The sequence below is a fragment of the Micromonospora marina genome, assembly GCF_900091565.1.
Classification (GTDB): domain Bacteria; phylum Actinomycetota; class Actinomycetes; order Mycobacteriales; family Micromonosporaceae; genus Micromonospora; species Micromonospora marina.
Genome location: NZ_FMCV01000021.1, coordinates 23,468 through 37,853, shown reverse-complemented (window position 1 = coordinate 37,853; position 14,386 = coordinate 23,468). Strand labels below are relative to the sequence as shown.

The window sequence follows — 14,386 nt, the reverse complement described above, 5'->3', positions numbered from 1 at the left end:
GTTCGGGCCGGGCTGGACCGCATCGCGGCCGATCACCTCAGTGTTGCCGCCCGATTAATTCAGCAACTCTGGCATCGAGTGAGGTCAACGACTTCGGCTGCCCTTCCGGCCGACTTCTTTCGTTCATCTATTGCCTTCGGCATTGCCTTGGACCGCCAGAGACCCGCAATATGGCTACGCAAAGTCACAGCAGCGCTGCTGTGCGACACCTGCATCAGGAAGGGTCCCCGAATGAATCGGATGGAACGGGCGTGGCGGCGTCTTACCGCGCCGACGCCGGCAGGCCGACCCAGGGCGCTACTGCGAACGATGGCGACGGCGCTGGCCGCCGTGGTCGTCGGCGGTGCCGCCGCGTTGGCCCTCGCGACGCCGGCCAGTGCGGCGACGACGACGATCTGCAAGAGCTCGGGCGTGCCCGCCGGATACGTCGTCATCGCGGAGGGCTCGTCGATCTCCTGCCCTTACAGCTTCCCCAACACCTGGACGATCACCACCCCGTCGACCACCTCGACGACCACGATGTGCAAGGTGACGGCCGTTCCGACCGGTTTCGTCGTCATCGCGGAGGGCTCGTCGATCTCCTGCCCTTACAGCTTCCCCAACACCTGGACCATCAAGAAGCCGTCCACCTCCACGTCGACCTCGATGTGCAAGGTGACGGCTGTGCCGGCCGGGTTCGTGATCACCGCCGAGGGCTCGACGATCTCCTGCCCCTACAGCTTCCCCAACACCTGGAGCATCCGCACCCCGTCGACCACCGGCACCACCGTCGTCTGCTCGGTGTCTCCGATTCCACCGGGCTACGTGGTCATCGGCACGGGCTCGTCGATCTCCTGCCCCTACAGCTTCCCGAACACCAGGACCATCCGGCTTCCCTGACGGCTGACCAACGCTCCGCCGCCGGTGATCCCGCCGGCGGCGGGGCCGGGTGCCGCTGCAGCGGCGTACGCGCGATCGCCCGAACTGGTCGAGCTGGTCCACGACGCCACCCGCAGCGACCTGGAGAAGGTCTGGGACGAGGTGACCGCGCCGGAGCCCGAGCCGGTGACTGATCCGCTCTGCTCCGGCCGGGTCCAAGCACCCCCAGGTGGCCATGCTGGTCGACGGCCCGGTGCGGGTCGATGGCCGGACCACAGCCGCTGCTGGAGAGCAGCTGTGGTCGGACCAGGTCCGTACCGCCATCGGTCACCGGGCCGGTCAGCTAAGTGACGGATGTGGATGGGTGGCGAGATGCTCCTTGAGCAGGTCGAATCCGTAGTCGTTCCCATTCGGGGTGCGGATGATGGCGTGGATGTGGTTGCGGGACGCCTCACCCCCGTTACCCCCATCAGGGGACCCGCTGCCGGGCGCGCCGCCGGGTGCCGCGCTGTTCGACGCCACGCCGGTCTTGGTGGCGTTCGAGGGCGCGGCCGCCGCCTGACACCTGAATGATCACCAGAAGGCCGCTCTCCTACGTACCCGCCGCAACCGGCGTGACTACCCCATAACCGGCAATCCGGTCATCTCACTACCTTGCGAACGCCCTGAGGTTCCGGTCAGGCGGCGACTGTCGAGATGGGACAGCGCACCCCTACGGACCCCTAATGATTCGTGAGGATGTCATCGCGGAACGTTATCGTCTGACGAATGTCACCGCCCCTCGGCGGCAAGATCGTCTGACGGAGAGGATCGCCATGACGCTGCCCACAAACCCTCCGGCGCTGAGCGTGGTGATGCCGACCTACCAGGATCCGCAGTGCCTTGCGCTGACCCTCAGGGCGCTGACCCGGCAGACGCTACCGCCGGAACGCTTCGAGGTGATCGTGGTGCGGGACGGTGGCTCGCCCGACGGGTACGCCGAGGCGCTCGCCGAGGGCGCCGGTCTCCGCCTGCGCGTGCTGGAACTCGCCGAGCGCAAGGGCCGCTCCGTAGCCCGCAACGAGGGGGCGCGCCGTGCCTGCGCACCTCTGCTGGTCTTCCTCGACGCCGACTCGTGGGCGGTGCCCGACCTGCTGGAGCGGCACCTGGCCTGGCACAGCGTGCCCGGCAACGCGGCGGTGCTGATCGGCCGGCGGGACGAGATCGGCCTCGCTGACCTGCCGGCAGTGCTTGCCGGGGAGCCGCACGCGGTCGCACGCGCCTTCCCGCACGGCGGCGACCTGCGGTTCGCCACAGGGCTTCCCGACGACGGGGGCGAGTGGCTCCGGGCCGGCTGGGTCATCGCCTACACGCACAACATCTCGCTGTCCAGCGCGCACTTCGCGCAGGTCGGTGGCTACCGCGAGGCGTTCGGTCTGAGCTACGGCGTGGAGGACGTCGAGTTGTTCTACCGCGTCGACCGCAGCCTCCCCGACGGCGTCAACTTCGGCTACGACGACGACGCCCGGGTCGTCCACCTGCCGCACCACAAAAACATCACCCGCAACTGGATGGAGATGAAGGCCAACTTCCAGCAGGCGGCCCGGCTCTATCCGTGCCTGGAGTGGGAGTTCCTCACCGCCGTCATGGGGTACGAGGCGATCCGGCGCATCCTGCACTATCGCGCGCTCATCGACGAGTGCGTCGAGCGGTCGGCCTGCGCCATCGGGCCCGCCGCCGCGCGCCTCGCCGGCCAGGTGCGGGGGCACCGCACGCTCTGGATCGGCACCGGCCGCGCCGATTCCGGGTTGCCCGCCTCGGCGTTGACCTTCGACTACGCCGCACCCATCGGGCGGACCAACTTCCACCTGCTCGGCGTCGCCCCGCCCATGCCGCCGGGCAGCCTGGACGCGGTGATCAGTGTGGACTTCTGGCGGTACCTGCTGTGGCCGGAACTCTGCCAGTTCATCTCGGCCTCGCTGCTGCTGGCCGGCGAGGTCCACCTGGTCGCCACCGCCGACTCGACGCCGGGGATGTGCGCCGCCGACCCGCAGACGCTGGACTACCTGCGCCAGGCGCAGGCCGCGGCCTGCACGGCCGAGCTGCGCGCGGTCGAGGGGCTCGGCCACGTACTGACCCTGCGGCCCCTCCGACCCGCGCCCGGCGCCGCGCGCCGGGTACCCGCCCAGACCGCCGCCAGGGCGCGACCCGCTGCCCTGGCGCCGGGGCGCTCCACGACGCGGGGATAGCAGATCGACGGTGCGGCCAGGCCCGACAACGCTGTCGGGCCTGGCCCAACCGCGCCCGGATCCGGCGCAAGAGACGGGAAGGCGAGTATCATGCGCGTACTACTGTCGACTCTCGGGTCGCGCGGCGATGTCCAACCACTGGTGGCGCTCGCGTCGCGGTTGACGGCCCTCGGTCACCAGGTCCGACTCTGCGCCCCGCCCGACTTCGCCCGCTGGGTGGCCAGCTTCAGGATTCCCTTCGTGCCCGTCGGCCCGCCCTGGCGCAGGTCGGCGGCGTCCAGGTCGCGGGCCGCCGTGCCCAAACCCTCACCCGCGCAGGTACGCAAGTTCGCCGAGTCCTCCATCGGCATCCAGTTCGAGGTGCTGTCGGCCGCAGCCCGGGACTGTGACGTCCTCGTCGCGTCGACGGGCCTCCAGATCGCCGCCCGCACCGTGGCGGAGAAGCGCGGCATCCCGTACGTCTTCGCGGCGCTCTGCCCGGCGGCCCTTCCCTCACCCCACCACCCCCCGCTGCCGCTGCCGGTGCCGGGGGAGGTCCCGGCGCCCGCGTCGGCCGACAACAGCGACCTGTGGGCCGCCAACCTGCGGCACGTCAACGACACCTTCGCCGCGCCCCTCAACGCGCTTCGGTCGACGGTGGGGTTGGGCCCGGTCGACGATGTCAACGATCACATCCACACCGACCGGCCGTGGCTGGCCGCCGACCCGACCCTGGCACCCTGGCCGGACGTCGCCGATCCGGCCGTCTACCAACCGGGCGCCTGGCTCCTGCCCGACGAGCGGGCCCTGCCCGCCGAGCTGACGGCCTTCCTGGACGCCGGCGGGCCGTGCGTCTACGTCGGATTCGGCAGCGTCGCCGCACCCCCGGGTCTGCTGGAGACGGCCGTGCGGGCCGTGCGCGCGGTCGGTTGCCGGCTGGTCGTCTCCCGGGGCTGGGCACCGCTCTCGCCGGTCGACCGGTCCTCCGACTGCCTGGTGGTCGGCGAAGTGAACCAGCAGGACCTGTTCCGGGAGGTGGCCGTGGTGGTCCACCACGGCGGCGCGGGCACCACGACCACGGCCGCGCGGGCCGGGACGCCGCAGGTCGTCATACCGCAGGTGTACGACCAGCACTACTTCGCACGCCGGGTGTCCGCGCTCGGCATCGGCACCGCACACTCCGGCTCCGTGCCGACCGTCGAGTCGCTGACCGAGGCTCTGGGCGCCGCGCTGCGGCCGGAGGTGGCCGCCCGCGCCCGCGAGTTCGCCGGCGTCGTACGCACCGACGCGGCGCAGGTCGCCGCGGAGCGGTTGGTCGCCGCACCGGGAGCCTGAGCGGGCAGCCCCGCGTCGAGGTCAGGGCGTCGGCGGGATGCCGAACACCTTCACCGGACGCCGCGAATCCAGGGCGGCCACGACCCGCCGGTGGTCTCGCGGTGGCGGTCGCCGCACTGCGCGGGTCGGCCTGGTCTACGACAGCGGGCGTGGCTCCAGCGTGTCCCTTCGTCCTCCGCCGTGGCCGGCGCGACCTCGTTTCCGCCGGGCCGGGCGGGTCGACGCTGGGTGCCCGACCTCCGTCACCGGCCCGCGCAGCCGCAGCGGCGTCAGGCCCGGCGCAGCGTCCGCAGTGTGCCGGCCCAGGCGACCACCTCGTCGAGCATGGTGCCGAGGGCCTGCTCGTGGTGCGCGGCCGGCCGGAAGTCGCGGAAGTTGACGAAATCGGTCGTCAGAGAGAGCGCGACCTGGGAGCGGACGTCGGCGACGCCGAGCTGCCCGAGCACCAGCCGCAGGTGCTCCGCCGCCCGGGTGCCGCCGTGCACGCCGTAGCTGACGAGGCCGGCGGCGGCGTGCTGCCACTCCTGGTAGAGGAAGTCGAGGGAATCCTTCAGCGCGCCCGGGATGGAGTGGTTGTACTCCGGCGTGACGAAGACGAAGCCGTCGAACCCGGCCACTGTCGCCGCCCAGCGGCGTACGGCCGGGCGTCGCGACGGCGCCATCGACGGCGGCAGCACCTCGTCGAAGTGTGGCAGGGCGTAGTCGGCGATGTCGACCAGCTCGACAGTGGCGTCGCCCCGCTTGGCGGCGACGTCGCGCACCCAGCGGGCCACGGCGTCGGCCTTGCGGCCGGGTCGCGTGCTGCCGACGATGACACCGATCTTGACCATGCTGCTCTCCTCTACGCGATGGGGACGGGGCGCGCCGGAGCCGGCGTGCCGGTCAGGTCACGAGCCAGCTCCACCGCGCCGTGCAGGGACGACAGCCCGCCGAGGGCGGCGGGACGCACCGGTGGCGCAGGGCGCCCGGGCCGGCCGGCGCGGCGTGCCCGTTGCGCGACGAGCGGCACGAAGCCGGGCAGGCCGGCGGCGAATCCGCCGCCCACGATGGCCAGCGCCGGATCGAGGATCTCGCCGAGGCTCACCACCGCCGCCGCCAGCGCCCGGCAGCTCTCCTCGACCGCCGCCACCGCCCAGGGCTCGCGCCCGTCGAGTCCGGCCAGTAGGTCGTCGAAGCCCACCTCGCCGCCTCGGCGGGCGGCGGCGCGGCGCAGGGTGGCGGGGCCGGACGCGACGGACTGGAGGCAGCCATGCCGGTCGCAGTCGCAGCGCTCACCGTCGAGGGCGACGACCATGTGGCCGATCTCGGCGGAGGACCGGCCCGGCACGGGCCGGCCGCCCAGCACGACGCCGCCGCCGATCCCGGTGCCGACGCCCAGGTAGACCACGTCGTCCGCGCCGGCGCAGCGCGCCTCGGCCAGGGCGGCGAGATCACCATCGTCGGCGACGGCGGTCGCCGCGTCGGGAAAGAGGCGGCGCAGCGCTCCGGTGAGGTCGAGGCCCACCCAGCCGGGGCGCCCAGGCCAGGTGGTGACGGTGCCCCCGGTGTCAGTGGTCGCCGGCATGGCCACCCCGACCGCGTCCACCGGTCCCCACCGGTCGCGCAGCCGGTCCACCTCGACGGCCAGCACCGTCAGGTCCGCGGCCGGGTCGGCGGAACCAAGGGGCCAGCGGAAGGTCCGGTCGTACGCCGGCCGCCCGGGTGCCTCCGCGTGCAACGCGACCTTGGTGCCGCCGACGTCGATGCCGAGGACGCCGCCGTGGCGCTGCGGACCGGACACGGCCGGCCTCAGCCCAGCCGCACGTGCAGGTAGACGAGCGCCAGGGCGGCCACGGCAAAGATCACCGGCGTCAGGATCGTCGTGGCCGGGTCCTTCGCCCGGGCGTGGTAGGCGACCGCGCCCGTCATCTGCAGGGCGAGACCGATCGCCGCCGCGATGCCCAGGGGCGGCCAGAGCAGGCCGAGCAGCAGCCCGGCGACCGCGGCGAGTTCCAGCACCCCCAGCAGGCGGGTCAGCCCCGGCGAGACGCCGAGGTGGTCCATCCGCTCGCGCATCTGTGCCTGCCCGGTGAGCTTCGGTACGGCGGTGCCCGCGAACACGGCGGCGAGGACGAGGGTCAGGACGAGGACGGGAATCTCCACGTGAGGTCCTTCGGGAAGAGTCGGGACGTGCGGACGACCGTACTGCCGGCACGCCGGCGCCCACGGCACCGGACGGCGGGGTGCCCGGTCGTCATCGGACGGTCGAGGTGAGGGCGCGCGCGGCCAGCCGGTAGCCCAGCGCGCCGAGCCCGACGATCACCCCGCTGGCCAGCGGGGCGATCACGGAGTCGTGCCGGAAGCTCTCCCGAGCCCACACGTTGGACAGATGCACCTCGACGAAGGGCCGGGGGTAGTCGGCCAGCGCGTCGCGCAGGCTCCAACCCGCGATCATCAGGGCGCCCGGGTTGACGATCGCGCCCACCGTGCCGTAGCTGTTCTGGATCGTACGGATCAGTGCCCCCTCGCAGTCGTGCTGCTCGGCGATCACACCCCAGCCCTGGGCGGCGACCTCCTCGCCGACGGCGCGTTCGATGTCGTCCAGGGTGTCCGTGCCGTAGATCTCCGGTTCCCGCCGGCCGAGAATGCCCAGGTTCGGGCCGTTCAGCAGCAGTACGTCCGACACGCTTCACCTCGTGGGGCACGGCCCTTGTCCGCAGAGCCTGATGACTGGTCACCGCAGTCTTACTACGCCGACGGCTCCCGGCGAACCGGCGGTGCCCGACGTGCGGGCGGACTAAGGGGTGGCTAGGGGCTGTTAGGGGCGGTGACCGCATATCCGCGTCGGTTACCGTCCTCCCTGCTGAAGCGACGTCGCCGGCTCCAGACGGAGGCGTCACGTACCGCGCGGCCACCCGGTTCTCCGCTGCGCCCGGACCGCGCACCGGCGGTCTCGGGTCGCCCCGCCCGATGGTCCGTCCAAGCCCCTGGTCTGCCCGAGTTGGGAAGTGGGAAGTCATGAGTGGTCAGCCCTCGACGGTGTCCGAGCTCCCCGAGTGGCCGCGGTACGGCGACGAGGAGCGAACCGGACTGATCCGCGCCCTCGAACAGGGCCAGTGGTGGCGGATGGGCGGCAGTGAGGTCGACTCCTTCGAGCGAGAGTTCGGTGACTACCACGGCAGCCCCCACGCGCTCGCCGTCACCAACGGCACCCACGCCCTGGAGGTCGCGCTGGAGGTGCTCGGCGTCGGCCCCGGTACGGAGGTGATCGTCCCGGCCTTCACGTTCATCTCGTCCTCGCTGGCCGCCCAGCGTCTCGGCGCGGTCGCCGTGCCGGTCGACGTCGACCTGGACACCTACTGCCTCGACCCCGCCGCCGTCGAGGCCGCGATCACCCCGCGTACCAAGGTGATCATGCCGGTGCACATGGCCGGGCAGTTCGCCGACATGGACGCGCTCGACAAGCTCGCCGCCGACGCCGGGGTGGCGCTGCTGCAGGACGCGGCACACGCCCACGGCGCGCAGTGGCGGGGCCGGCGGGCCGGTGCGCTCGGCTCGGTGGCAGCCTTCAGCTTCCAGAACGGCAAGCTCATGACCGCCGGCGAGGGCGGAGCGGTCGTCTTCCCCGACGAGGAACTGCGCGAGCGGGCGTTCCTCGTGCACAGCTGCGGCCGGCCCCGCACCGACCGCGACTACCTGCACGGCACCACCGGCTCGAACTACCGGATGGGCGAGTTCGCCGCCGCCGTGCTACGCGCCCAGCTGACCCGCCTCGACGAGCAGATCGCGCTGCGCGAGCAGCGTTGGCCGCTGCTGTCGAGCCTGCTCGCCGAGATCCCGGGCGTCGTCCCGCAGACGATCGACCCCCGCACCGACCGCAACCCGCACTACATGGCGATGTTCCGTATCCCCGGGATCGGCATCGAGCGCCGCCGTGCCGTGGTGGACGCGCTCATCGCCCGCGGCGTCCCGGCGTTCGTGGCGTTCCGGGCGATCTACCGGTGCGAGGGCTTCTGGATGGCCGACGCGCCCGACGAGTCGGCAGAGGCGATCGCGGCCCGCTGCCCCAACACCGAGCAGATCCACTCCGACTGCGTCTGGCTGCACCACCGCACGCTGCTCGGCACGGAGCAGCAGATGCACGAGATCGCCGCCGTGCTCGCCGACGTCCTCGCCGGATGACGGCCCGGCCCCCGGCGACGCCCGACCGGCCGGTGCGGGTCGCGGTGGTCGGCCTCGGCTGGGCCGGGCGGGAGATCTGGCTGCCCCGGCTCGCCGCACACCCCGGCTTCGAGGTGGTCGCCGTGGTCGACCCGCAGCCCGTGGCGCGCGACCAGGCCCGCGACACCCACGCCGTCGCGTCCGCGTACGCCGACGTCGAGGACCTACCCGCCGGAACGGTCGACCTGGCGGTGGTCGCCGTACCGAACCACCTGCACGCGGTCGTCGCCGTCCGGCTGCTGCGCCGGGGCGTACCGGTGTTCCTGGAGAAGCCGGTCTGCCTGACCTCCGCCGAGGCGGACATCCTGGCCGACGCGGAGCGTGACGGCGGCGCGGTGCTGCTGGCCGGCAGCGCCGCCCGCTACCGGGCCGACATCCGGGCGCTGGCCGACGTGGCCGGCGGGCTGGGCCCGGTCCGACACGTCGATGTGGCCTGGGTCCGCGCCCGAGGGGTGCCCGACGCGGGCGGCTGGTTCACCCGCCGCGACCAGTCCGGCGGGGGTGCGCTGGTGGACCTCGGCTGGCACCTGCTCGACACGGTGCTGCCGCTGCTCGGCCCGGCCCGGGTCACCCACGCGATCGGCAGCGTCTCGGACGACTTCGTCAACGACGGCGCTGCCCACGCCGCCTGGCGCGGCGGGGCCGACCCCGCAGGCCACGCTCCCGGCGACGTCGAGGACACCGCCCGGGGGTTCCTGCTCACCGACACCGGCGCCTCGGTCGCCCTGCACGCCTGCTGGGCCTCGCACGAGTCGCTGGACCGCACCACCGTCACCGTGCACGGCGCCGCCGGATCGGCGACGCTGCGCTGCACGTTCGGCTTCAGTCCCAACCGGGAGCCCACGCCGGTGCTGACGCGTACCCGCGACGGCCGGACCGCGCGGCTGCCGCTGCCCGGGGAGCCGATCGGCGCAGAGTACGACCACCAGCTCGACGCCCTGCCCGGGCTGCTAGCCGACCCGGCCGCCCGGGGCGCGGCCGTCGTCGAGGCCCGCCGGACCATCGACATCATCGAACGGATCTACCAGTGCGCCCGGCCCACCCGGCCGGAGCACCAGCACGCACTGGTGGGCCATCGCGCCGGGTGAGAACCACCGTCGGCCCCAACCGCTTCCGGGAGCAGCCATGAGCCGTCCATCGTCCACAGCCGAGGTGACCCCGCCGTCGCCGGCGCGCGGGCCGATCCGTGCGGTCGTGTTCGACCTCGACGGCGTCATCGTCGACAGTTCGGCCGTCATGCGGGAGGCGTTCAGCATCGCGTACGCCGAGGTGGTGGGCGACGGGCCGGCGCCGTTCGACGAGTACAACCGGCACATGGGCAGGTACTTCCCGGACATCATGCGCCTGATGGGGCTGCCCCTGGAGATGGAGGAGCCGTTCGTCCGCGAGAGCTACCGGATGGCCCACCTCGTGCCGCTCTTCCCCGGCGTCCGGGAGACCCTGGAGACCCTGCACTCGCGGGGCATCCGGATGGGGATCGCCACCGGCAAGGCCGGCCCGCGGGCCCGGTCCCTGCTCGACCAACTCGGCGTGCTGGGCCTCTTCGGCCAGGTGATCGGCTCCGACGAGGTGGCCCGTCCCAAGCCTGCCCCGGACATCGTGCTCCAGGCGCTGGGCAACCTCGACGTGCCGCCGCACGAGGCCATGATGGTGGGCGACGCGGTGATCGACCTGCTCAGCGGCCGGGACGCCGGGGCGACGGCCGTCGCCACGACGTGGCACGGCGGGGACATCGCGGCGCTGCTCGCCGCCGGCCCCGACCTGGTCGTGCACGCCCCGGCGGAGTTGCTGGCGCACTGCCCGGTGGTCAGCGTGTCCCGCTGACCACCTCGGGGCCGGCTTCCAGGAAGCGCAGCATGCCGGTGGCCAGGATCTCGGCGACGTGGGCCGGGACCAGGTCGGTACGGATGGTGACCCGCAGGAGGACACTCCCTTCGCCGGGCAGCACCTCGGCGACGCAGGCACCGGACCACTCCCGGGCGTACGGCTCGACGACCTCCTCGGTCCGGCAGCCGGGCAGGTCCAGCGGGAGGACGAGGTTGTCCTGGTAGGCGAACGAGGGCAGGCTGTCGATCACCGTGCGGGGCAGGTCGAGGACCGGGTCGTCGGTGATCATCTCCAGGAAGGAGACGTCCTGGGCGGCCATCATCTCGTCCGCCGTCTGCTGGAGGGCGCACATCAGGTCCTTCTCCGGGCCACCGAACCGGACCCGGAGACAGTTGCTGCTGATCCTGCTCGTGAAGGCGGCGTCGAGGACGCGGCTGCCGCGCTGGGCGACGATCATCAGCAGGGCGATGTCGTCCTGCCCGTGGATGGCGCGTAGCGCCGAGGCGTAGGCGGCGGCGAAGTAGCTGGACCTGCTGAAGCGGTGTTCGCCGGCGGCCCGGTCCCAGCGCCGCACCAGCTCGGGCGGGACGGTGACGATGTGCCCGGTCTTGGGGCCCCAGGCCGGGGTCTGTTCCGGGTTCTCCTGCGGCCGGCCCTTGCCTTGGCGGGGTAGGTCGCGTAGTTGTTCGCGCCAGTAGGTTCGTTGGGTTTGCAGGTCGGCGGCGTTGCGGAGGCGGGTGTGTTCGTCGTGGGTTTGGTGGAGTGTGGGTGCGGGGTGTTTCCAGGTGGAGGTGTGGCCGGCGTGTCGTGCGGTGTAGGCGTGGCTGAGGTCTCGTACGAGTAGTCCGTGTGACCAGCCGTCGAAGGCGATGTGGTGGATGCCGATGCCGAGCAGGATTCGGTTGGTGGTTTTGTTTCGGATCAGGGCGGCGCGCCAGTTGCGGCCCTGGGTGTAGTCGAGGGGTTGTTGTACTGCCTCGGCGAGTTGGTCGAGGGCGTCGTGTTCGGTGGCGGCGTCGGTGAGTAGCCGGAGCTGTGGCATGCCGGGGTTGGGGGGGATGATTGCGGTTGGTGGGTCGGTGCGTCGGTAGCGGGCGTGTAGGGCCTGGTGGCGGTGGTGTATGTCGCCGAGGGCGGCCATGAGGGCTCGTAGGTCCAGCTCACCCTCGATCCACCAGGTGACCGGGACGACGACCTCCAGCGGCGACATCAGGCACTTCGCCACCTGCTGCGCGAGCGGGACCGGTCCCGGGCGCTGCCGGGCCTGTGTCACGGTCGAGCCGGTGTCCGCGCGGCGGGGGGCGGTGGCGAGCCAGCGGGCCAGCTCGTGCGGGGTGGGCGTGCGGTGGATCTGCGAGACGGGCACCACCACGTCGGCGGCCTCGTCGAGGGCGACGGCGACGGCGGCGGACTGCAACGACGTGCCGCCGAGGTGGAAGAACCCGTCGCGGGCCCCGACCCGCTCGATGCCGAGCACGCTCGCGAACACCTCCACGACGAGGCGTTCGCCCTCGGTGGCCGGCGCCACGTACGGCACGCCGAGATCGGGGCGCTGGGCGTCGGGTGCGGGAAGGGCACTCCGGTCGATCTTGCCGGTGCCGCCGAGGGGGAAGCGGTCGAGGACGACGACGGCGGCGGGGACCATGTAGCCGGGCAGGTGGGCCGTGGCGTGGTCGCGCAGGTCGCCAATGCCCGGGGTGCGGCCGTCGCGCCCGGTGACGTACGCGACGAGCCGGGCCACGCCCCGGTCCTCGCGGCGGACGACGACGGCGGTCTCCACCTCCGGGTGCTGGGCGAGGATGCTCTCGATCTCACCCAGCTCGATGCGGATGCCGTTGACCTTCACCTGGTGGTCCATCCGGCCGAGGATCTCCAGTGCACCGGCGCTGTTCCACCTCCCCAGGTCGCCGCTGCGGTAGGCGAGCCCGCCGCCGTACGGGTCGGTGACGAACCGCTGGGCGGTCAGTTCGGGGCGGTTGAGGTAACCGTCGGCGACGCCGAAGCCGGCGATCAGGATCTCCCCGGGAACCCCGGCCGGCATGAGGTCGAGGTCCGCGTCGACGACGCGGACCTGCCGGTTCGGCATCGGCCAGCCGATCGGCACGTACGCGCCACCCCACCCGGCCGACGCGTCGAACCAGGTGCACGCCACGGCGATCTCGGCCGGCCCGTACGCGTTGACCACCCGCGTGCCCGCCGTCAGCCACCGCTGGGCCAGCCGCGGCGGGACGGCCTCGCCGCCGAAGATGACGCAGCGGAGGCCGGGACAGGCGGCCGGGTCGAGCGGGGCGATGTTGGTGGCCGGTCCGAACGTGTGCGTGACGCCCTGGGTGTTGACGAGGTCGGTGAGCCGGCGCGCGTCGAGCAGATCGTCGCGCGGGCACACGACGACGCGGCCCCCACCGGTGAGCGCGGCGAAGATCTCCCCGAACGCGGCGTCGAAGACCGGTGCCGCCGAGTGCAGCATCCGGCTGCCGGGGCCGATGGCGCACTCGCCGGTCATCCACGCCAGGAAGTTCGCCAGCCTCTCGTGTGACAGCACCACGCCTTTCGGCGTGCCTGTCGAACCCGACGTGTAGATGACGAACGCCGGGGCGTCCACCGGCACCACAGGCAGATCCGCCGCCGCACCGTCCGGTACCGCGGGCCAGCCGTCGTCCAGCGCCACCACCGTGACCCCGTCCCCGGCGGGAATCCGGGGCGCTACCGCACCGACCGTCAACACCACCCGCGCGCCGTGGTCGGCCAGCAGCACCCGCATCCGCTCCGCGGGCCACGACACGTCCATCGGCGTGTACGCGGCACCCGCCCGCAGCACACCCATCGCCGCCACCAGCGACCACAACCCGCGCTCCAACGCCACGGACACCACGTCACCGGCACGGACACCCACCGACCGCAGGTACGCCGCCAGCAGTCCGGACCGGCGATCCAGCTCCCCGTAGGTCAGCACCTCGTCGCCCGCGACACCCGCCACCGCCTCCGGGGACCGCCGCGCCCAGCCCAGCACAAGCTCGTGGATCGGCTCACCCGGGATCTCCCGCACCGGGCCGCGCCCCCACGCCAGCAACCGCTCCCGTTGCGCGGCGTCCAGCAACGGCAACCTCGACAGGGCGACCTGCGGCGCCGCCGTCCCGGCGGAGACGAGCACCACGACCTGATCCACGAGTCCCCGTACGAACTGCGTGGAGAATTCCTCCACCGCGTAGTCCACCCGCAGCACTGATCCGTCCGCAGCCACGCGCACCACCATGTCGACGTCCACCACGGCCGGTCCCGTCTCCGCCACCGGGCCGTCGGTGAGCTCCACCGCCACCGGATCCGATCGGTCCGGACCCGCCACCGGCGCCGTCCACGCCAGTCCCACCCGCGTCGCCAACTCCCCGAATCCCGGGTCGCCCGAGACGTCCACCCGCGCCACCGGCCCGTGGGCCGGGGCCAGCCCGAGCACCACCTCGTCCTGGCCGGTCCAGCGGGCCAGGACCGCCACGAGCCCCGCCACCACGACGTGTCCGGCCGGTGTCACGCGCGACGGCCAGGCGGGCAGTACCCGGTGCACCGAGGCCGCCCGCGCGGGCCACACCGCCGGCCTCCGCAGGTCACCCACGAGTTCCAGAGCAACCGCGCCGTCCGCGGCCTGGGCGCCATCGAACCCGACAGACAACAGCTCAACCTCCGATCGAAAGGGAACGACCGAAAGGCTCAGGGCCGCGACGATCGGTCAGCCGGGATGCGGTACGCCGGACGGCGGGGGTGACGCGAGGCGCGTCGACGGGCGGCGCCGCTCGCGGGCCACCCGATCCGGTGCGCTGAGGGTGGCAACGACGAGCCGACGGGGCCCGACCATACGAAGCGCTGCGCCGTGACGTACACCCCTAGAGATCGGCATGTCGACCCCTAGCGCGCCAGCCGGAGATCCCGCCCCGGGCAGGCCGGGGACGTGGCGGCGGTGCCCGCCC

12 protein-coding genes are annotated in these 14,386 nt (G+C 72.8%); 7 read left to right on the top strand and 5 right to left on the bottom strand.

Annotated features, from left to right (window positions below; all coding sequences use genetic code 11):
- The first annotated feature begins 309 nt into the window (after nt 1-309).
- From GA0070215_RS21490 to GA0070215_RS21475, 4 genes are all read left to right on the top strand, one after another.
- Nucleotides 310-879 (top strand): hypothetical protein, encoded by a 570-nt coding sequence (locus tag GA0070215_RS21490; protein ID WP_091049062.1) that lies wholly within the window; start codon nt 310-312, stop codon nt 877-879.
- Nucleotides 880-1,279: 400 nt separating this feature from the next.
- A complete protein-coding gene (locus GA0070215_RS28690; protein WP_208600396.1) occupies nt 1,280-1,420 on the top strand; it encodes a hypothetical protein in 141 nt (46 codons plus the stop codon).
- Nucleotides 1,421-1,673: 253 nt separating this feature from the next.
- On the top strand, nt 1,674-3,086 hold the full coding sequence (locus GA0070215_RS21480; protein ID WP_091049055.1) for a glycosyltransferase family 2 protein: 1,413 nt from the start codon (nt 1,674-1,676) through the stop codon (nt 3,084-3,086).
- Between the two features lie 90 nt (nt 3,087-3,176).
- Nucleotides 3,177-4,400 (top strand): glycosyltransferase, encoded by a 1,224-nt coding sequence (locus GA0070215_RS21475; RefSeq protein ID WP_091049052.1) that lies wholly within the window; start codon nt 3,177-3,179, stop codon nt 4,398-4,400.
- Between the two features lie 269 nt (nt 4,401-4,669).
- Here GA0070215_RS21475 and GA0070215_RS21470 read toward each other — a convergent pair whose 3' ends face one another.
- The 4 genes from GA0070215_RS21470 to GA0070215_RS21455 form a co-directional block, all read right to left on the bottom strand.
- Complete coding sequence (locus GA0070215_RS21470; protein ID WP_091049050.1) at nt 4,670-5,230, bottom strand: NADPH-dependent FMN reductase; 561 nt, start codon at nt 5,228-5,230, stop codon at nt 4,670-4,672.
- Between the two features lie 11 nt (nt 5,231-5,241).
- Nucleotides 5,242-6,180 (bottom strand): ROK family protein, encoded by a 939-nt coding sequence (locus tag GA0070215_RS21465; protein ID WP_091049047.1) that lies wholly within the window; start codon nt 6,178-6,180, stop codon nt 5,242-5,244.
- A gap of 8 nt (nt 6,181-6,188) precedes the next feature.
- Nucleotides 6,189-6,542 (bottom strand): DoxX family protein, encoded by a 354-nt coding sequence (locus GA0070215_RS21460; protein ID WP_091049043.1) that lies wholly within the window; start codon nt 6,540-6,542, stop codon nt 6,189-6,191.
- A 91-nt stretch (nt 6,543-6,633) separates the two neighbouring features.
- Entirely contained in the window at nt 6,634-7,065 is a 432-nt protein-coding gene (locus tag GA0070215_RS21455; protein WP_091049040.1) for a type II 3-dehydroquinate dehydratase, read from the bottom strand.
- A 332-nt stretch (nt 7,066-7,397) separates the two neighbouring features.
- Between GA0070215_RS21455 and GA0070215_RS21450 the strand changes: the two genes are divergently transcribed.
- From GA0070215_RS21450 to GA0070215_RS21440, 3 genes are read left to right on the top strand one after another with little or no spacing between them, the layout of a single operon-like run.
- A complete protein-coding gene (locus GA0070215_RS21450; RefSeq protein WP_091049036.1) occupies nt 7,398-8,561 on the top strand; it encodes a DegT/DnrJ/EryC1/StrS family aminotransferase in 1,164 nt (387 codons plus the stop codon).
- Nucleotides 8,558-9,688, top strand: coding sequence for a Gfo/Idh/MocA family protein (locus tag GA0070215_RS21445; RefSeq protein WP_091049032.1), 1,131 nt, complete (start codon nt 8,558-8,560; stop codon nt 9,686-9,688). Before GA0070215_RS21450 ends, GA0070215_RS21445 begins: the two co-directional genes overlap by 4 nt.
- 37 nt (nt 9,689-9,725) lie before the next feature.
- The gene (locus GA0070215_RS21440; protein ID WP_091049029.1) at nt 9,726-10,424 is read left to right on the top strand and encodes an HAD-IA family hydrolase; all 699 of its coding nucleotides are present in this window, start codon (nt 9,726-9,728) and stop codon (nt 10,422-10,424) included.
- Here the strand turns inward: GA0070215_RS21440 and GA0070215_RS21435 are convergent.
- Nucleotides 10,408-14,091 (bottom strand): non-ribosomal peptide synthetase, encoded by a 3,684-nt coding sequence (locus GA0070215_RS21435; protein ID WP_091049026.1) that lies wholly within the window; start codon nt 14,089-14,091, stop codon nt 10,408-10,410. The two genes, GA0070215_RS21440 and GA0070215_RS21435, sit on opposite strands and share 17 nt — an antisense overlap.
- Nucleotides 14,092-14,386 lie beyond the last annotated feature (295 nt).

What these genes read in the sequence shown, in the direction of transcription:
- GA0070215_RS21490 (WP_091049062.1), top strand. Translation starts at nt 310, where the DNA reads ATGGCGACGGCGCTGGCCGCCGTGGTCGTCGGCGGTGCCGCCGCGTTG.
- GA0070215_RS28690 (WP_208600396.1), top strand. Translation starts at nt 1,280, where the DNA reads ATGATGGCGTGGATGTGGTTGCGGGACGCCTCACCCCCGTTACCCCCA.
- GA0070215_RS21480 (WP_091049055.1), top strand. Translation starts at nt 1,674, where the DNA reads ATGACGCTGCCCACAAACCCTCCGGCGCTGAGCGTGGTGATGCCGACC.
- GA0070215_RS21475 (WP_091049052.1), top strand. Translation starts at nt 3,177, where the DNA reads ATGCGCGTACTACTGTCGACTCTCGGGTCGCGCGGCGATGTCCAACCA.
- GA0070215_RS21470 (WP_091049050.1), bottom strand. Translation starts at nt 5,230, where the DNA reads ATGGTCAAGATCGGTGTCATCGTCGGCAGCACGCGACCCGGCCGCAAG.
- GA0070215_RS21450 (WP_091049036.1), top strand. Translation starts at nt 7,398, where the DNA reads ATGAGTGGTCAGCCCTCGACGGTGTCCGAGCTCCCCGAGTGGCCGCGG.
- GA0070215_RS21445 (WP_091049032.1), top strand. Translation starts at nt 8,558, where the DNA reads ATGACGGCCCGGCCCCCGGCGACGCCCGACCGGCCGGTGCGGGTCGCG.
- GA0070215_RS21440 (WP_091049029.1), top strand. Translation starts at nt 9,726, where the DNA reads ATGAGCCGTCCATCGTCCACAGCCGAGGTGACCCCGCCGTCGCCGGCG.